General features: G+C 71.4%; 15 protein-coding genes and 1 pseudogene. 6 read left to right on the top strand and 10 right to left on the bottom strand.

The genetic code is table 11. From position 1 onward, the window contains the following. Nucleotides 1–100: 100 nt before the first annotated feature. Together ACFWYS_RS23910 and ACFWYS_RS23915 are read left to right on the top strand one after the other, a co-directional pair. A pseudogene (locus ACFWYS_RS23910) lies at nucleotides 101–1,696 on the top strand (NHLP bacteriocin export ABC transporter permease/ATPase subunit); the annotation flags it as partial. 203 nt (nucleotides 1,697–1,899) lie between these two features. Further along, a complete protein-coding gene (locus tag ACFWYS_RS23915) occupies nucleotides 1,900–3,396 on the top strand; it encodes an alpha/beta fold hydrolase (protein ID WP_384772441.1) in 1,497 nt (498 codons plus the stop codon). Nucleotides 3,397–3,402: 6 nt separating this feature from the next. Here ACFWYS_RS23915 and ACFWYS_RS23920 read toward each other — a convergent pair whose 3' ends face one another. The 10 genes from ACFWYS_RS23920 to ACFWYS_RS23965 form a co-directional block, all read right to left on the bottom strand. Further along, complete coding sequence (locus ACFWYS_RS23920; protein WP_384772444.1) at nucleotides 3,403–3,933, bottom strand: SRPBCC family protein; 531 nt, start codon at nucleotides 3,931–3,933, stop codon at nucleotides 3,403–3,405. A 6-nt stretch (nucleotides 3,934–3,939) separates the two neighbouring features. Beyond that, the gene (locus tag ACFWYS_RS23925) at nucleotides 3,940–4,332 is read right to left on the bottom strand and encodes an ArsR/SmtB family transcription factor (RefSeq protein WP_384772446.1); all 393 of its coding nucleotides are present in this window, start codon (nucleotides 4,330–4,332) and stop codon (nucleotides 3,940–3,942) included. Between the two features lie 82 nt (nucleotides 4,333–4,414). Beyond that, nucleotides 4,415–5,026, bottom strand: a complete 612-nt coding sequence (locus ACFWYS_RS23930) for a TetR/AcrR family transcriptional regulator (RefSeq protein ID WP_384772449.1) — start codon at nucleotides 5,024–5,026, stop codon at nucleotides 4,415–4,417. 47 nt (nucleotides 5,027–5,073) lie between these two features. Next, nucleotides 5,074–5,976 (bottom strand): 3-hydroxybutyryl-CoA dehydrogenase, encoded by a 903-nt coding sequence (locus tag ACFWYS_RS23935; protein ID WP_384772452.1) that lies wholly within the window; start codon nucleotides 5,974–5,976, stop codon nucleotides 5,074–5,076. Between the two features lie 60 nt (nucleotides 5,977–6,036). Beyond that, nucleotides 6,037–7,209, bottom strand: a complete 1,173-nt coding sequence (locus ACFWYS_RS23940; protein WP_384772455.1) for an acyl-CoA dehydrogenase family protein — start codon at nucleotides 7,207–7,209, stop codon at nucleotides 6,037–6,039. Nucleotides 7,210–7,244: 35 nt separating this feature from the next. After that, on the bottom strand, nucleotides 7,245–8,417 hold the full coding sequence (locus ACFWYS_RS23945) for an acyl-CoA dehydrogenase family protein (protein ID WP_384772457.1): 1,173 nt from the start codon (nucleotides 8,415–8,417) through the stop codon (nucleotides 7,245–7,247). A gap of 32 nt (nucleotides 8,418–8,449) precedes the next feature. Continuing rightward, nucleotides 8,450–10,507, bottom strand: a complete 2,058-nt coding sequence (locus tag ACFWYS_RS23950; protein ID WP_384772460.1) for an acetate--CoA ligase family protein — start codon at nucleotides 10,505–10,507, stop codon at nucleotides 8,450–8,452. Nucleotide 10,508: 1 nt separating this feature from the next. Continuing rightward, nucleotides 10,509–10,700: a ferredoxin gene (locus tag ACFWYS_RS23955; protein ID WP_384772463.1), complete on the bottom strand. Its 192-nt coding sequence runs from the start codon at nucleotides 10,698–10,700 to the stop codon at nucleotides 10,509–10,511. A 102-nt stretch (nucleotides 10,701–10,802) separates the two neighbouring features. After that, complete coding sequence (locus tag ACFWYS_RS23960) at nucleotides 10,803–12,113, bottom strand: NADH-ubiquinone oxidoreductase-F iron-sulfur binding region domain-containing protein (protein ID WP_384772466.1); 1,311 nt, start codon at nucleotides 12,111–12,113, stop codon at nucleotides 10,803–10,805. Then, nucleotides 12,110–12,535, bottom strand: a complete 426-nt coding sequence (locus tag ACFWYS_RS23965) for a hypothetical protein (protein ID WP_384772469.1) — start codon at nucleotides 12,533–12,535, stop codon at nucleotides 12,110–12,112. Before ACFWYS_RS23965 ends, ACFWYS_RS23960 begins: the two co-directional genes overlap by 4 nt. A gap of 403 nt (nucleotides 12,536–12,938) precedes the next feature. Here ACFWYS_RS23965 and ACFWYS_RS23970 point away from each other — a divergent pair, with 403 nt between their 5' ends. From ACFWYS_RS23970 to ACFWYS_RS23985, 4 genes are all read left to right on the top strand, one after another. Further along, entirely contained in the window at nucleotides 12,939–14,126 is a 1,188-nt protein-coding gene (locus tag ACFWYS_RS23970; RefSeq protein WP_384772471.1) for an aromatic ring-hydroxylating dioxygenase subunit alpha, read from the top strand. Nucleotides 14,127–14,350: 224 nt separating this feature from the next. Further along, nucleotides 14,351–15,475, top strand: a complete 1,125-nt coding sequence (locus tag ACFWYS_RS23975) for a spermidine/putrescine ABC transporter substrate-binding protein (protein ID WP_384772474.1) — start codon at nucleotides 14,351–14,353, stop codon at nucleotides 15,473–15,475. Between the two features lie 3 nt (nucleotides 15,476–15,478). Beyond that, nucleotides 15,479–16,372: an ABC transporter permease gene (locus ACFWYS_RS23980; protein WP_384772477.1), complete on the top strand. Its 894-nt coding sequence runs from the start codon at nucleotides 15,479–15,481 to the stop codon at nucleotides 16,370–16,372. After that, on the top strand, nucleotides 16,369–17,247 hold the full coding sequence (locus ACFWYS_RS23985; RefSeq protein ID WP_384772479.1) for an ABC transporter permease: 879 nt from the start codon (nucleotides 16,369–16,371) through the stop codon (nucleotides 17,245–17,247). The genes ACFWYS_RS23980 and ACFWYS_RS23985 overlap by 4 nt, the downstream gene beginning before the upstream one ends. The last annotated feature ends 3 nt before the right edge of the window (nucleotides 17,248–17,250 follow it).

Here is a 17,250-nt window from a genome sequence, read left to right on the forward strand (position 1 = left end):
TGTGTTTGTTTTTTCCTCGCGCGTGGCGGGGGCGGGCGGGTATATTTCCGCCCCCGTGGGGGGGGGGGGGGGGGGTTGGGGGGCGGGGGGGGGGGGGGGCCCCCCCCCCCCCGGCAAGGTGCTCGGCGAGTTCGTACCGAAGGCGCAGACCGGGCTGATCGTGCAGTTCTGTCTGGCCGTGATGATCAGCAGCGTGGTGGCGGGCGCCTTCATGCTGTTGCAGAACCTGACGATCCTGCGCTTGGAGGGCCGTATCGAGGCGACGCTCCAGCCGGCCCTGTGGGACCGGCTGCTGCGGCTGCCGACGAAGTTCTTCACCGAGCGCTCGACCGGCGAGCTGGCGAGCCAGGCCATGGGCATCAGCGCGATCCGCCGGCTGATGGCCGGAGTCGGCCCCGTCGTCGCCCAGTCGGTGACGGTGGGCGCGATGAACCTGTCGCTGCTGTTCTGGTACAGCGTGCCGATGGCGCTGGCGGCGATCGGCATGCTCGTCGTCATCGCGGCGGTCTTCCTGGGGCTCGGGCTGTGGCAGGTGCGCTGGCAGCGGCGGCTGGTGGTGCTGAGCAACAAGCTGAACAACCAGGCGTTCCAGACCTTGCGCGGACTGCCGAAGCTGCGGGTCGCGGCGGCCGAGAACTACGCGTACGCGGCCTGGGCGGACCGGTTCGCGCGCAGCCGTGAACTCCAGCAGAAGGTGGGGCGGATCAAGAACCTCACCACGGTGCTGGGCGCGGTGTATCTGCCGGTGTGCACGCTGCTGATGTTCATGCTGCTGGCGGGCCCGGCACGCGGGTCGATGTCGGCGGCGGCCTTCCTGACCTTCAACACCTCGGTGACGATGCTGCTGACCTCGGTCACCCAGCTGACCGGCTCGTTCGTGTCGGTGGTGGCGGCGCTGCCGCTGTTCGAGGAGATCAAGCCGGTCCTTGAGGCCACGCCCGAGGTACGCACGGCCAGCACCCGGCCGGGCCCGCTGACCGGGTCGATCGAGGCGCGCCGGCTGTCCTTCCGGTACTCCGACGACGGCCCCCTGATCCTCGACGACGTGTCCTTCGATGTCCGGCCGGGCGAGTTCGTGGCGATCGTGGGCCCCAGCGGCTGCGGCAAGTCGACCCTGCTCAGACTGCTGATCGGCTTCGACAAGCCGGTCTCGGGCAGTGTCCTGTACGACGGCCAGGACCTGGCGGCGCTCGACCAGTCGGCCGTGCGGCGGCAGTGCGGGGTCGTGCTCCAGCACGCCCAGCCGTTCACCGGGTCCATCCTGGACGTCATCTGCGGTACGGAGCCGTACACGCCGGAGGAGGCGATGGCGGCGGCCGAGATGGCGGGGCTCGCCGAGGACATCAAGCGGATGCCGATGGGTCTGCACACGATCGTCTCGGGCAGCGGTGCGATCTCCGGCGGACAGCGGCAGCGTCTGATGATCGCGCAGGCGTTGATCCGCCGGCCGCGCATCCTCTTCTTCGACGAGGCGACCAGCGCCCTGGACAACGAGACGCAGCGCACGGTCATCGAGTCGACCAAGGCCCTGAACGCCACCCGCATCGTCATCGCGCACCGGCTGTCGACGGTCCTGGACGCCGACCGCGTCATCGTGATGCAGGACGGCAAGGTCGCCCAGCAGGGGCCGCCCGCGCAGCTCCTCGCGGACACGGGCGGGCGGTTGCACGAGTTGGTGCGGCGGCAGATGGCGTGAGTGAGGTTTCTTGACAATTCCGGGTCGGCTCAGGGGTTTCCACGGCAACCCCCGAGGCGTCGCCCTGAGGGCGGCCCTGACCACGTCCCTGTGCCTTCCCTGATTCCCGTCCTGTTCGGTTGTGCCACCGAGTGGATCACTGCCACGTTCGATCTTGCGGGTCTCCCCCGCGATCCGTTCGCAGGACACTCGGAAGGGACTTCATGCGGCCACTCATCAGGGCGCTCACCGCAGCGCTCGCCGCCGGATTACTCGCGGGGGTGTCGACGCCGGGCATGGCTGCGGCACCCTCCGGCCCACACGGCACGGACACAGCGCCCCGGCAGACGATCGACTGGAAACCGTGCGCCCAGGACGGCACGGCGGAGTGCGGGACCCTGCGCCTTCCCGTCGACTGGGCGCGCCCGTCGGGCGGGACGTTCGATCTCGCGGTGGCCCGGCGCAAGGCGACCGATCCGGATCGCCGCGTCGGGGCACTGCTGGTCAACCCGGGCGGACCGGGCGACTCGGGTGTGGACTTCGCGATCACTCGGGCCAAGTCCCACTTCAGCAAGGCCGTCCAGGAGAGGTTCGACATCGTCGGGTTCGACCCCCGGGGTGTCGGCGGCAGCAGTCCGGTGAAGTGCTCCACGGAGCTGCTGGGCCGACGGCCGTCGGCCTACCCCCGCGACCAGGCCGAGTTCGATCGACTCGCCGAGTACAACCGCGCTCTGCGCGAGGACTGCCGACGGCACACCGGGCCGGTCTTCGACCACGCCGACACCTTGAGCGTCGTCCGGGACATGGACGCACTGCGCGGGGCGCTGGGCGAGGAGAAGATCAACTACTTCGGCCACTCCTACGGCACGCTGATCGGCGAGCAGTACGCGGAGGAGTACGGCGACCGCATCCGGTCCATGGCACTGACCGCGAACATCGACCACAGCATCGGCACCCGGGAGTTCCTCCTCTCCTCCGCGACCACCGCCGAGGACTCCTTCCACCAGTTCGTGAAGTGGTGCGAGCGCACCGGCTCCTGCGCACTGCACGGCCGGGACGTGACGGCCGTGTGGGACGGTTTGCTGGAGCGCGCCGACCGGGGGGAGATACACGACCCCGAGACGCCGGCGCGGACCCTCACCGCGAACGACATCACCCTGTTCGCCTTCAAGGCGTTCTACGGCCCCGACTGGACGGAACTGGCCACCTACCTGGCGGGGCTCGACGCGCAGAAACCGACCCAGCGACGAGGATCCGAGCGGTCCCGGCAGGCGGAGCCGCAGACGAAGGCGGAACCGTTCCACGCGGTGTTCTGCCAGGACTGGCGCATCCGGCCGAAGGACCACCGCGAGTTCGCCGGGCTGCCCCGGGCCGAGCTACAGGCCGCACCGCACATGCGCGGCTCGCCTCGGGTGCATGCCGCGGTGGCCGGCTGCGTCGGCTGGCCGGACGAGGTGAACAACCCGCAGCACCGTCTGCGTATCACCGAGGCGCCCAGGATCCTCATGCTGCATTCACGGCACGACCCGGCGAACAACTTCGCGTGGGCGGCCCAGGTGCACCGGCAGACCCGAGGGACGACGGTCCTGCTGCCGTACGAGGGTGCCGGACACAGCGTCTACGGGCGCGGTGACTGCACGCGTGGTGCGGTGGACGACTACCTCACGGAGCTGAGGCTCCCGATATCCGGGACCAGTTGCGCCCCGGCCGGGACGGACTGATCACGCTCAGGTGTCCAGGCCCGGGACCGGGGCGCCGGAGGGGACGCCGGCGGCCACATAGCCGGCGTAGAGCTCCTTCCAGGGCGCCCCGGCCCCGGCGTGCGGTCCCTCGAAGCGCTCCCCGCGCGCGTGTGCGTCGAGGGCGGTCAGACAGACCTCCCAGCCGGCGCTGTTGCGGGCAGCGGTGTTCTCGGCGACGAGGACGTTGGTGAGGGTGAAGCGGGTGCGCTCGGCGTCAAGGGGCTCCAGGTCGAAGTGGAGCTCGTCGCCGCCCCACTCGAAGGACAGGTGCCGGGGTTCGTCGACGGCGATCACGCGGCCGGTGGAGTCCTCCATGTTCGGGTCGCCGCCGAACTTGATCTCGCCGCCGGGGCGCAGATCGATCTCGGCGCGGGAGGGGAACCAGTGGGCCAGTTCGTCGGCGTCGGTCACGAACCGCCAGACGCGCTCGACGGGGTGGTCGTAGGTACGGGTGAAGCGGACGGCCGGGCGGCCGTCGTCCAGGGTCAGAAAGGTGCCGGTGAGGTCGGCGGTCATGGCGGATCAGTCCTTCGTGGTGGGTCCCTTGGGGTCGTACGACGTCTCGTCCGACGCCTTGTCCGACGCTTTGCCCGACGTCTCGTCCGACGTCTCGTCGAGTCGGCGGCCCAGGGCGTCCAGGCTGCGGTTCCAGAGCGCGCGGTACGGGGCGAGCCAGGCGTCGAGCTGGGCGATCGGGGCGGGGTCGAGGGCGTAGACACGCCGCTGCGCGTCCTGCCGTACCCGCACCAGGCCCGCCTCCCGCAGCACCTTCAGATGCTTCGACGTGCTCGGCTGGCTCAGCCCGCATGCCTCCACGATCTCCCCCACGGGCCGCGGCCGCTCAAGGAGCAGCGCGACGATGGCCCGCCGGTGGGGATCGGCGAGGGCGCTCCAGAGGGAGGCGTCGTCGGACATGAGACCAATATGCCTCAGAGGTTATATGCCCGTCAAGGAATACACGGGCCCTGGGACCGTCCGCCGATCGCCGGACCGGAGGTCAGTCCGTCGGCACCGCGGCCGGCAGGCCGAGCGCGGTGGAGACATGGCGCCAGATGGAGGTGAGGGCCGAGTCGAGGGTGACGGTCGGGTCGCGGAGCATCAGGCGGATGCCGTAGCCGTCGCTGAGGGACAGGACGAGGGTGCTGAGGTCGTCCACGTCGGTCGCCGTGAACTCGCCGGAGGCGATACCGCGCCGTATCGCGTCGGACACCCAGCCGTGCAGCTGGGCGTACAGGTCGACGGCGAAGACCCGGGTGGTCTCGTCGCGCAGGGCCCGCACCCACAGTTCCTGCCACAGCCGCCAGTCCTGGTGGAGTTCGGGGTCGGTCGGCAGCAGATTGCGCAGGATGCGGGCCAGGATGACCGCCGCCGGTGCCGTCTCCGCGTCGCGTTCCACGTCGACGGCTGTGTTGGCGAAGGAGTGGGTCATCGCCTCGGTGAAGAGCTTCTCGCGCGTGTCGAAGTGGTAGTGCAGCAGCGCCGTCGACACACCGGCCCGCTCGGCGACCATGCGCATGCGGATCTTCTCGAAGCCGGTCTCGGCGATGACCTCGCACGCCGCGGTCAGGATGCGCTCGCGTGTGTCTGCCGTGCGCACCTTGGTGGACACCGTGCGGCTCCCCTCGTTCGGTGGTCGTACGCCATGACCATCTTCCCTCACGACCGCCTCGCCGGTACCGGTACCTCGGGCCGTTCCTGTTCGTCGTACACATGGAAGCCCCGCCCGGACTTGCGGCCCAGCAGCCCGGCCTCCACCATCCGGGACAGCAGCGGGGGCGGCGAGTACTGGGGCTCGCGGAACTCGGCGTACAGCGACTCGGCGATGGCCCGGGTGGTGTCCAGGCCGATCAGGTCGGTCAGGGCGAGCGGGCCGAGCGGGTGCGCACAGCCCAGGACCATGCCGCGGTCGACGTCCTCGACCGTCGCGCTGCCCGACTCCACCATGCGGATGGCGGCGAGGAGATACGGCACGAGCAGGGCGTTGACGACGAACCCGGCCTTGTCCCGGGTGCGGACGACCTCCTTTCCGAGGGTGCCGGTCACGAACCGCTCGGCCCGTTCCGTCGTGGTGGGCGAGGTGAGGAGCGACGGTACGAGTTCGACGAGCCGCAGGACCGGTACGGGGTTGAAGAAGTGCACGCCGACGACGCGGTCGGGGCGGGTCGTCGCGGCGGCGAGCCGGATGACGGGGATGGAGGAGGTGTTGGTCGCGAGGATCGTGCGGTCGTCGGTGATCACGGAGTCGAGGCGGGAGAAGACGTCGACCTTGAGGCGCTCGTCCTCGGCGACCGCCTCGATCACGAGGTCGCGGTCGTGCAGGGCCTCGATCTCGTCGACGACGGTGATCAGGGCCGCGGCGGTGTCGCGTCGCCCGGCGTCGATCCTGCCGCTCCCGGCGGCCCGGTCGAGCGAGCGGGTGATGCGGAGGCGGCCCGCCCGGGCGGCCTCCGCATCGCGCTCCACGACCGTGACCGGCACGTCGGCCCGTGCGCACACCTCGGCGATGCCCGCGCCCATCAGACCGCAGCCCACCACCCCCACGCGCTTGATGTCGGTCATCGGCCTTCCTCTCTGTTCTGCGACCTCTGTTCTGCGGCCTCTGTTCTGCGGCGGCACGCGTCAGGCGACCGGCAGGTCCAGGACCCCGGAGCCACGCTTGATGAGCTCATTGGCGATGATCAGCCGCTGGATCTCGGAGGTGCCCTCCCAGATGCGGTCCACGCGCAGCTCGCGGTAGAGCCGCTCGACGGCGTACGCGCGGTCGTAGCCCCGGCCGCCGTGGATCTGCAGGCAGCGGTCGATCACCCGGCCGGAGGCCTCGCTCGCCGCGAGCTTGGCGATGGCCGCCTTGGCGTGCAGCGTCTTGCGGTCCTCGGCCGAGGAGTTGTCGACCTCCCAGGCGACCTGGTGGGTGTAGGCGCGGTTGACGGCGATGTCGACGGCGCAGTCGGCCAGCATCCCCTGGATCAGCTGGTACGAGGAGATCGGCGCCCCGAACTGCTCGCGCTCCACGGCCCAGTCACGGGACAGTTCCAGCGCCCGTTCGGCGGCGCCGGTGGTGCGGGCGGCGATCATCAGGCGCTCCTCGGTGAACCAGGAGCGGGTGATGTCGTAGCCCTCGCCGATGCCGCCGAGCACGGCGTCCTCGCTCACCTGCACATCGGTGAAGGTGAACTCGGGGTGCTCGTAGACGAAGGTGTGCATGAAGCGCGGGACGCGCGTCATCTCGATCCCCGGGGTGTCCTTGTCGACCAGGAAGAGGGTGGGCGCGCGCTCCGGGCCGGCCGCCGCGAGCACGATCATGAAGTCGGCGTGGTCGCCGACGGTCACGAACCACTTCTCGCCGTTGAGCACCCAGCCCCGGTCGTTCCTGGTGGCGGTGGTGGCGAGGTTCTGCGGGTCCGACCCGGCGCCGGGCTCGGTGACGGCGTAGCAGTCGCGCCGCTCGCCCTTGATCACCGGGATGAGGAAGCGCTCACGCTGTTCGGGGGTGCAGAAGCGGAGTGCGTTGGCGGGTCGCCAGACCATGTCCCACAGGGCGCCGGTGAGGCGACCCAACTCCTCCTGGACGGTGGCCTGTTCGGCGATGGTGAGGCCGGCGCCGCCCCACTCGGCGGGCATGTTGACGGCCTGCAGCCCGGCGTCCAGCACGGCGTCACGGATCTTGGCGTGCGCGTCGGCGGGCAGGCCGTTCTCCTCCTCGCACTGGGTCTCGTAGGTGGCGATGAAGTCGGTGAGGGCGCGGGCGTCGGCCTTGAGCCGGACCTGACGCGGGGTGAGACGGAAGTCCATGGAAGTCCTCGCTGTGCGGTGCGGAAGGGTGGGTGTCAGTGCGTGGGCAGGGCGAGCGCGCGGGTGCCGCGCTTGATGAGCTCGTTGGCGATGATCAGCCGCTGGATCTCGGAGGTGCCCTCCCAGATCCGGTCCACGCGCAGCTCGCGGTACATGCGCTCGACGGGGTAGGAGCGGTCGTAGCCCCGGCCGCCGAAGATCTGCAGGCACCGGTCGGCGACCCGGCCGGCGGCCTCGCTGGCGGCGAGCTTGGCGGTGGAGGCCTTGGCGTGCAGGGTCTTGCGGTCGGTGCCGGGCTGGTCCGCCTCCCAGGCGACCTGGTGGGCGTAGGCGCGGTTGACGGCGATGTCGACGGCGCAGTCGGCGAGCATGCCCTGGATCAGCTGGTACGAGGCGATGGGCGCCCCGAACTGCTCGCGCTCCACGGCCCAGTCACGGGCGAGCTGGAGGGCGCGCTCGGCGGCGCCGACCGTGCGGGCCGCGATCATCAGGCGTTCGTCGGTGAACCATTCCTTGGTCAGCTCGTAGCCCTTGCCGACGCCGCCGAGCACGTCCTCGTCGGCGACGAAGACGTCGGTGAAGGTGAACTCGGGGTGCCCGTTGACCGCGGAGTGCATGAAGTGCGGCATGCGGGTCATCTCGACGCCGGGCGCGGCCTTGTCGACGAAGAACAGCGTGGGCAGCTTCTCGGGCCCGGCGTCCGCCTGCACCAGCAGGAAGTCGGCGATGTCGCCGCAGGTGACGAACCACTTCTCCCCGTTGAGCAGCCAGCCCCCGTCGGTGCGGGTGGCCGTGGAGGTCCCGGAGGACGGGTCGGAGCCCGCGCCCGGCTCGGTGACGGCGAACGCGTCGAACCTCTCGGCGCGGATCACCGGCAGCAGGTACTTCTCGCGCTGCCGCTCGTCGCCGTACGCGAGGACGTTGGCGGGCCGCCAGGGGATGTCCCACAGGCAGTTGGTGATCTTGCCGAACTCCTCCTCCACGATGACCTGGTCGAGCAGGCTCAGGCCCGCGCCGCCCCACTCGGCGGGCATGTTGATGGCGTAGACCCCGGCGTCCATCGCGGCGCGGGTCAGTTCGGTGACGATCTCCTGCGGCAGGGGGCCGCCGGCCTGCTCGGACTGGTCCTCGTACCGCATCAGCAGCCGGGCGTACTCGGCGGCGCGACGCTTCAGGTCGGCCTGTTCGGGGGTGTAGCGCATGTCCATGGGGTCCTCCGGGGCGGGCGGGTGCGGCTCGGTCAGGCGAGTACGGCGCGGGAGTCGAGGGCCAGGGCCCCGTCGGGCCGTACGAGAAGGGGGTTGACCTCGATCTCGGCGATCTCGGGGTGGGCGGCGGCGAATGTCGTGATCGTCTCGACGGCCCGCGCGGCGGCGTCGACGTCGACCGGCGGGCGGCCGCGTACGCCGTCGAGCAGGGCGGCGGTGCGCAGTCCGCGCAGCAGGTGCAGGGCGCGGTCGGCGGGTACGGGGGCGAGGGTGAAGGCGATGTCGTGCAGTGCCTCGGCGAGCACCCCGCCCAGGCCCACCATGGCGACCGGGCCGAAACGCGGGTCCCGGTTGACGCCGACGATCAGCTCGATGCCGTCGGTCAGGTCCGCCATGGCCTCCACGGAGTAGGAGGGGGCGCCGAGCCGGGCGTGCATCTCGCGGAAGGCGGCGAGCAGTTCGGCCCGTCCGGCCAAGCCCAGCGCCACTCCCCCGGCGTCGGACTTATGGAGCAGGTGCAGGGCCTTGAGGACGTACGGGCCGCTGAACTCCCCTGCGGCGGCGAGCAGTTCGGCCTCGTCGTGGATCTCGCGGGCGGCCGGGAAGGCGAGTCCGGCCGCTTCGAGGGCTCTGCGGGTCTCCAGGTAGCCGCTCTCGCGCAACGGGGTTGCGGGGTGGGGCAGGGGCGTCACGCCGGTGTGCGGTGCGCCGGGTGAGGTGGCGGCGAGTGCGCGGGCGGCGTCCTCGGTGGCGCCGAAGACGGGGACACCGGCTGCGGCGAGGGTGCGGCAGCTGGGCGAGTCGGGATACATGGACTGCACGACCAGGGGTTTGGCGGTGGCGCGGTGCCGGGCGGCTATGAGGCGGGCGGCGGCCTGTTCCCCGTCCGCGAGCGCCTTGCCGCCTCCGCCGAGCCCGCCCTCGGCGGCCGCGTAGCCGCCGAAGTAGCCGGTCATCAGTACGGCGTCGACCTCCTCGGCCGCCAGCAGCGCGGCGACGGTCTCCGCGTAGGAGCCGGGGTCCTGCTCGCCCATGCCGGCGAGGTCCACGGGGTTGGCGACGGCCGACTGTTCCCACAGGGCTTCCCGCAGTTGCACCCGGGTCGGCTCGTGGAGTTCGGGCACGGTCAGCCCGGCGGCCTCGACGGCGTCGGCGGCGATGACGCCGTGGCCGCCGCCGTCCGTGAGCACGGCGACCCGGCGGCGGTCGGCGGAGCGGCGTCCACCGTGCAACGCGGCGAGGGCGACGGTGAGTTCGCGGGGTGTGGCGACCAGTTCCACCCCGGCGTCCCGGCAGGCGGCGGCCACGACGTCGGCCGAGGTGGTCAGCGCCCCGGTGTGCGACTGCGCGCTGCGTGCGGAGGCGTCCCCGCGCCCGGCGGTGAGCAGCACGACCGGCTTCCCGGCGTCCGCGGCCACCTCGGCGAAGGCCCGTCCGTCGCCGAAGTCCTCGGCGTAGACCGCGATGGCCTGGGTGCCCTCGTGCCGGGCGCAGTCGGCGAGCAGGTCGACGAGGGTGACGTCGGCCTGGTTGCCGAGCGAGACGAACCGCGAGAAGCCGAGGCCGTGCGGGCGGAAGCGGAGCTGGAGTTCGAGGGCGAGGTTGCCGCTCTGGCTCAGCAGCGCGACGCCGCCGGGTGTGAAGGTGTCGGAGGCCAGGAAGAGATCGGTGGTGTTGTCGGCCAGCCCCAGGCAGTTGGGCCCGACCATCACGGCACCGGCGGCCCGCACCCGCTCGGCGACGGCGTCCTGACGGGCCCGCCCGGCGTCGCCGGTCTCGGCGAAACCGGCGGTGATCGCGACGATCGCCCGGGCCCCACAACGCAGGGCTTCGTCCACGGCGTCCTCGAATCCGGCGGCGGGCACGGAGACCACGGCCAGGTCGACGGGCTCGCCGATCGCGCTCAGGCTGGGGGCGGCGGTGCGTCCGAGCACCGTGCCACCGCGCCGGTTGACCAGGTGGACGGGGCGGCGGCCGTCCGCACGGACGGCCTGGGCGGCGATGGCGTGGCCGTACTTGGCCGGGTCGTCGCTGGCTCCGACGACGGCGACGGAGACCGGGTCGAAGAGGGCGGACAGGTCACGTCCCATGTCACTTCACCAGCCGCAGCGCGGAGTTGGGGCAGGCGGCGACGGCGGCCTCGGCGGCGTCCTCCCCGCCCGGCGGCACTTCGGCGACGCGCACCTGCGCATAGCCCCACTCGTCGAGGTCGATCAGCTCGGGCGCGGGTTCCTGGCAGAGGCCGTAGCCCTGGCAGCGGGTGGAATCCAGCAGGAGTTTCATGGTGCGGTCCTTTCGGTGCGGCGAGGCGGGCAGAGCGGGGTCGGGGACGGGGGCACGGTCCGCGAACGGGGGCGCGGTCCGTGGAGGGGGCTTCGATACGGCTCAGGGCACCGGCACCCTGAACCGGCGTCCGTCCTCGGGCCTCGCCCCTTCGCAGGCGGGGCAGACGGAGCGGCAGTGGGCGTCGACGCGGTCGGAGAAGTGGGCGAGGAGGGTGGCGACGACACGGGCGGCGGCATCGAGCAGTCCGCAGGCCCCGCGACCGGGCAGTTGCTGCGACCATCGGTGCAGCTTGGCGACCGTGTCGTAGCCCGCCTCCCCGTGTGCGACGGCCACGAGGGCCTTGGTCATCGCCCCGGTTCCGGAGAGGCACACTCCGCACTGCCGGGCGCTCTGCGCCCCGAGATAGGCGGCGGCCTCCACGGCCACGGCGACCGGACAGTCCTCCGGGCCCAGGAAGTGCAGCGCACCGCAGCCGAGGGCGCCGCCGGCCGCGTTCAGACCGTCGTGGTCCAGCGGGAGGTCGGCCCAGCCCTCGCCGTACAGCCCGCCGAACAGGCCGCCCAGCAGCACCGCCTCGGCCCTGCCGTGCCCGCACAGATCGGCGAGAACCTTGAGATGCGTACCGGCGGGCACCTCCACGAGCACGGCACCACCACCGGCACCGGATCCCGCACCCGCGGCACCGGCACCCGGGGCACCAGCCCCCGACAGAGTCACCAGGTGCGCCCCCGCGACAACCTCCGCCTCCTCGGGCCGCGAGTACATCACCGCGACCCGGGCCAGCGTCTCCACATTGGCGACCAGCGTCGGCGCGCCCCCGACCCCGCTCTCGAACGGCCGCGGGGGTTTCGCCGTGGGCAACGCCGGGCCGCCGTCGATACGTCGTACGACCGCGCTCTCCTCCCCCGCGACATAGGTGTGCTCGGTCCGTACGACCTCGACGGGCAGCTCGGGCGGACACTCGGCGAGCGCCCGTCGCACGGCCCGCTCGGCGAGGGCGTCGGAGAGGTACACGAAGCCACGTTCGGCACCGGTCATGGCCGCGGCCAGCCGCAGACCGTCGAGGACCGTATGCGGGCGATGCCGCAGCAGCCAGCGGTCCTTCACGGAGCCCGGCTCGCCCTCCTCCCCGTTGGCGACGACGACGCGCGGGCCCGGTGCGTCACGCACGGCACGGAGCTTGATCGCGGCGGGGAAACCGGCCCCGCCCCGGCCGCGCAGCCCCACGGCGGCGATCCGGTCGAGCAGGCGGTCGGGCGCGACGAGCGGCGCGTACCCGCCCACGGCGAGGTACCCGTCGACAGCGGGATTCCCGTCGACGTTCTCGCCGCCGAACGACCCGTCACCGGGCCGCGGCGGGGCGAGGAGGCCCTGCCGTCCTTCGGGGAGGAGGGAGATCACGCCGGTCATACGGTGCTCCTGAGCTCGCGGTGGCCATGGGGAGCGGTCGTGTGGCGAGCCCGCAGCCGCTCCAGTGCCCGTTCCAGGTCCCGCCGCTGTGTGGCGGTGCGGTCGTAGCCCGCTCCGGGCAGGCCGATCAGCATGCGGTGGTGGTCGAGGACGACCTCGCCGGCCAGCAGGGCCGCCCCCGGATCGGCGGACCGGGATGCCGCGGCCCGGACGACCAGCTCGGTGACTTCGCCGAGGTAGCGCAGCCACCCGCGCTGGGTCCCGCGCAGCACCAGCCGCTCGACGCGGTGCCGTTCGGCGGCGACGACGGCCGAGGGCGGGCGGCCGTCCGGCGGAGACCGCAGGGCGGCCACCGCGGCGGGCAGCTCCTGTTCGGGCTCCGGCGTGAGGCCGAGCCAGACGAGACTTCGGCGAGCGCTCATGCGTGCCTCCGGGGTCGCACCGTCTCCGGATGCTCCGGAGGCGGTGGCGGCGCGGCCAAGACGTGGGCGGGGGGATGCTCCGGCGCCGGGACGAGAGCGGCGGCGAGCTGTGCGGGGTGTCCGGATTCGAACGCCCCATGTGGCGCGGTGCTGAAGTCCGCGGGCTTGTGGAATGCGCCCGGGCATCCGGCTTCGAGCCCGGGCCATCCATCTGCCAGGAGACTAACTAACTAATCAGTCAGCTCACAAGTCTTGACTTGTTCCCACCATCGCCCCACTCTGACTAACCAATCAGTCAGCCGGATCGCGGCAGATCACGGCAGGTCCGTGACTCGCTCCTGCCCCCGCCCCGGTCCATCCCCTCACCGCCCATCGCCGCCGCAGCGGCGCGGAGGAGGACCCCATGAACCCCTCGACGACCCGGGCAGCGGAGACCGTCTCCCCTGCCCCGCCGCAGCCGCCCCCCGAGCTCTCCGAGCATCCCGGGGAGGCCCTGCCGGCCCGCTACTACACAGATCCGGCCATCGCCGACGCCGAGACCGACCGGATCTTCGCCAAGTCCTGGCAGCTCGTCTGTCACGAGTCCGACCTCCCCGGCCCCGGCGCCCGGCTCACCGCCACCGCCGCCGGACGCGAGGTGCTGGTCGTCCGTACCGAGGACGGCTCTCTCGCCGCCCACCTCAATGTGTGCCGGCACCGCGGAACCCGTCTGGTCGCCGACCCGGAACCGTCGGGCAAGGCGATCCGCTGCCCGTACCACGGCTGGACCTACAAGCTGGACGGACGCCTGGTCGGCGCCCCCGAGGCGCGCCGGATCCCCTGCCTGGACAAGCCACGCCTCGGTCTGCACCCGGTGAACGTGGAGTCCTTCCTCGGCTTCGTCTTCGTCAACCTCGACATGGAGGCGACCCCGCTGGCCGAGAGCTGCGCCGGGCTCGCCGAGGCCGTCGGCCACTACGCCGGGCCCGGCCTGGTCCCCGTGGGCAGGCACCGTATCCACGACCTGGCGGGCGGCGAGGAGCAGAACGCCAACTGGAAGGTGATCGTCGACAACTACCTGGAGGGCTACCACGTCCCCGTGGCCCACCCGGCGCTCATGCGACTCCTCGACTACGCGGCGTACACGGTGGACGTCCAGGAGAACTACGTACTGTTCGAGTCACCGCTGCGCGACAAGCCGTCGTCGAACTGGACCGAGCGGCTCTACCAGCGGCTGGCGACCCCGATGCCGGGGCTGGCCGAGGCCGACCGGCGGGTGTGGCGGTACGCCGTGATCTACCCCAATACGCTCATCGACTTCTACCCTGACCACGTGCTCGCGTGGACCGCCCTGCCCACCGCCCAGGACCGGGCGGCGATTCCCGGCGCCTTCTACACCAAGCTCGGGGAAGGCATGCGCACCCGGCTGGCCCGGCGGCTCAACATCCACATCGGCTGGGTCACCAACGACGAGGACGCCGAGCTGGTGGAGCGGGTGCAGGCCGGTCTGCGCACTCCCGGTTTCGAGCCGGGGCCGCTGTCGCAGCGCGAGGCCGCCGTCGGCTGGTTCGCCCGCCGGGTCAGGAAGGATCTGGAGGGGGCCGACCAGTGACACCCGCCGTCCCGGCGCCGTCACCGCGCCCGCACCGACGCCCGCGTCGGCGGCCCGCCGCCGCAGGCCTGCCGTCGGCCCCGGCCTCGCCCTTACCACGCGCCCTCTGAGCCGCGCACGCACCCTCCCCAGACCGGTCATCCCTTCGGCATCAGGGCCCGAAGCGAGCCGACCAGCCGGTCCCGCCCTGGACTTGTGCCGTTCCTCGACGGAGAGGACGCTTCATGTCCCCCGAGGTACCACCGCCGTCCCGTCGCGCCGTGCTGCGGGCGGGCGCCTGCGGCCTGCTGGGCGCAGCGGCCGGCGGCTGCGGGTTCATGCCCGCGAAAACGCCCGACGCGAAACAGCTCGCCCCGGTCGAGGCGCGCGTCGACGGCGATCTCGTCTACTTCAACTGGGCCGACTTCGTCGACCCGGCCGTGTTCAAGGGCTTCGAGAAGGAGTACGGCGTCAAGGTCATCCAGTCGAACTTCGACTCGATGGAAGGCATGGTCGCCAAGCTCAACGCGGGCAACCGCTACGACATCATCTTTCCCACGGCCAAGTGGGCCCAGCGGCTGGTGCGCGGAGGCCGGCTGCGCCGTATCGACCACTCCCGGCTCGCGCACTCCCAGGCCATATTCGGGACGTACGACTACTTCGCGGACCCGTGGTACGACCCCGGTTCCGCGCACACCGTCCCCTTCACCGCGTACAAGACCGGCATCGGCTGGCGGCGCGACAAGATCGGTGAACTCAGCGATTCCTGGCGGGACCTGTGGAACGACCGGGCCAAGGGCAAGGTCTTCCTGCTGGACGACCGGGACGAGGTGCTGGGCATGGGCGCCCTCGCGCTCGGCCTCGGCGTCAGCACCGGTGACACCGGCGACCTCGACCGCATCACCTCCTTGCTGGGCACCTTGCGGCCGCGACTGCGTGGCTTCTCCAGCGACAGCTACAACAACCTCCTCAACGGCAACGCGCTGATCCAGCAGGCCTGGAGCGGCGACATGGCCGCCATGCTCTACCAGGCGAAGGACCCGTCCGTGTTCGGGTTCGAGGCCCCCAAGGAGGGCACGCCGATCAACACCGACTGCTACGCCATCCCTTGGAACGCGCCCCACCCCGGCACCGCGATGCTGTTCATCGACTACATGCTGCGGCCGGAGAACGTGAAGAAGAACATCGAGTACATCGGCTACCCGATGCCGGTCGCGGGCTCCGAGAAGACCTACGCCGATCTTGTCGAGCCCTTCCCGGAGTGCATGGTCACCCAGGACGACCTGAAGGCCGGTCTGTTCTTCCGCAACGGCGGCAGCGCGGCGGAGGACGCCCGCGACACCGCCTGGACCCATGTGAAGGCGGGCTGAGACATGGCACTGCTCCGCCCCTCCTCACGCACCCGGCGCCGGGACGCGAACGGCACCCGTATCTGGACCTGGCTCATGCTGCCCGGGACCGTGTGGATGACCGGCTTCCTGATCGCCTCGCTGGTCCTGGTCGCCGTCCTCGCGGTCGGCACCACCGACGAGCTCGGCAACCCGCGCTTCGGCTTCGACCTGGCCGGTGTGCGCGCCCTGACCGACCCCGCCTACACCGAGGTCCTCGCCCGCTCCCTCGGCTACGCCCTGCTGACCTGCGTGATCTGTCTGCTGATCGCCTATCCGGTGGCGTACACGATCGCCCTGTACGGCGGGCGGTACAAGCACGCGCTGATCGCCGCGATCGTGGTGCCGTTCTTCGCCAACTACCTGGTGCGGATGTACGGCTGGTCGGTGGTCCTCTCCGACGACGGGCCGGTGCTGCGCGCCCTGCGCGCGATCGGTCTGGCCGGCGACGGCACCAAGATCCTCAACAGCGGTTTCGGCGTGGTCGCGGGACTCGTCTACGGCTTCGTCGTATTCATGATCATCCCGCTGTACGCGGCCCTGGAACGCCTCGACGTCTCCCTCATCGAGGCCGGCCGCGATCTCTACGGCGGCCCGGTCCGCACCTTCTTCTTCGTCACGCTGCCCGCCACCCGGCAGGGCGCGGCGGCCGGGCTCGTCCTGGTCTTCCTGCCCGCCATGGGCGACTTCGTCAGCGCCCAGCTCATGGGAGGCCCGGACCAGATCATGATCGGCAACCTCATCCAGGACAAGTTCTTCCAGGGCCAGAACTGGCCGCTCGGCTCGGCCCTGACCATGCTGCTGATGCTGGTCCTGCTGATCGGGATGCTCGGCTATCTGCGGCGCACCCGCAAGGACGAGGCGGAGGCGCTGCGATGACCCTGGTCAGCACCCCCTCCACCACCGCTCCGGCCCACGAGTCCGCCCGGACGCGAAAGCGCCCACGCGCCCAGCGCAGGCCCCGCCTCCTGATCGCGGTCACCGGGCTGTTCTTCGCGCTGCTCTACCTGCCCATCGCGGTCGTGGCGCTCTTCTCCTTCAACTCGCAGAAGTCCCTGACCGTGTTCGACGGGTTCAGCCTGCGCTGGTACCGCGCCTTCGCCCACGACGACGTGCTCATCGCCTCCCTCGGCACCAGCCTGCGCATCTCCCTCGTCGCGATGGCCGGTTCGGTCGTCCTCGGGGTGGCGCTCGCCGTCGGGCTGGTCCGCTGCCGTACCCGGCTCGGCTCACTGGCCGGGCTGATCATGCTGGTGCCGCTGATCACGCCGGAGATCGTCACGGGTGTGGCGTCGATGCTGCTGTTCAAGGGGCTGGGCGTGTCCCTGTCCACCGGCACCGTGATGCTCGCCGAGATCACCTTCTCCATCTCCTACGTCACCGTCATCCTCCGTTCCCGGGTCGCCGCGCTGAACCCGGAGGTGGAGGAGGCCGCCATGGACCTCGGCGCCACCCGGTGGCAGGCGGTCCGGCTGGTGACCCTGCCCGCGCTGCTCCCGGCCGTGCTGGCCAGTGCCGTACTGATCTTCGCGCTGGTCTTCGACGACTTCGTCCTCGCCTACTTCACCACCGGCGTCGACCCGCAGCCCCTGTCGGTGCGGATCTACTCGGCGATCCGCTTCGGCGTACAGCCCACCATCAACGCGGTCGGCACGCTCATGCTCGCGGGATCCATCGCCCTGATCGCCCTGGCCCTGTTCATCCCGCGCCTCTTCGGCCGCCGCGGCGGCCTCGACATCCTCTCCGGAGAGTGATCC

This window comes from Streptomyces sp. NPDC059010 (genome assembly GCF_042740355.1).
Lineage (GTDB): Bacteria > Actinomycetota > Actinomycetes > Streptomycetales > Streptomycetaceae > Streptomyces.

Coding starts and splice junctions, on each gene's coding strand:
- ACFWYS_RS23915 (WP_384772441.1), top strand. CDS start 1,900: ATGCGGCCACTCATCAGGGCGCTCACCGCAGCGCTCGCCGCCGGATTA.
- ACFWYS_RS23920 (WP_384772444.1), bottom strand. CDS start 3,933: ATGACCGCCGACCTCACCGGCACCTTTCTGACCCTGGACGACGGCCGC.
- ACFWYS_RS23925 (WP_384772446.1), bottom strand. CDS start 4,332: ATGTCCGACGACGCCTCCCTCTGGAGCGCCCTCGCCGATCCCCACCGG.
- ACFWYS_RS23935 (WP_384772452.1), bottom strand. CDS start 5,976: ATGACCGACATCAAGCGCGTGGGGGTGGTGGGCTGCGGTCTGATGGGC.
- ACFWYS_RS23940 (WP_384772455.1), bottom strand. CDS start 7,209: ATGGACTTCCGTCTCACCCCGCGTCAGGTCCGGCTCAAGGCCGACGCC.
- ACFWYS_RS23945 (WP_384772457.1), bottom strand. CDS start 8,417: ATGGACATGCGCTACACCCCCGAACAGGCCGACCTGAAGCGTCGCGCC.
- ACFWYS_RS23950 (WP_384772460.1), bottom strand. CDS start 10,507: ATGGGACGTGACCTGTCCGCCCTCTTCGACCCGGTCTCCGTCGCCGTC.
- ACFWYS_RS23955 (WP_384772463.1), bottom strand. CDS start 10,700: ATGAAACTCCTGCTGGATTCCACCCGCTGCCAGGGCTACGGCCTCTGC.
- ACFWYS_RS23960 (WP_384772466.1), bottom strand. CDS start 12,113: ATGACCGGCGTGATCTCCCTCCTCCCCGAAGGACGGCAGGGCCTCCTC.
- ACFWYS_RS23965 (WP_384772469.1), bottom strand. CDS start 12,535: ATGAGCGCTCGCCGAAGTCTCGTCTGGCTCGGCCTCACGCCGGAGCCC.
- ACFWYS_RS23970 (WP_384772471.1), top strand. CDS start 12,939: ATGAACCCCTCGACGACCCGGGCAGCGGAGACCGTCTCCCCTGCCCCG.
- ACFWYS_RS23975 (WP_384772474.1), top strand. CDS start 14,351: ATGTCCCCCGAGGTACCACCGCCGTCCCGTCGCGCCGTGCTGCGGGCG.
- ACFWYS_RS23980 (WP_384772477.1), top strand. CDS start 15,479: ATGGCACTGCTCCGCCCCTCCTCACGCACCCGGCGCCGGGACGCGAAC.
- ACFWYS_RS23985 (WP_384772479.1), top strand. CDS start 16,369: ATGACCCTGGTCAGCACCCCCTCCACCACCGCTCCGGCCCACGAGTCC.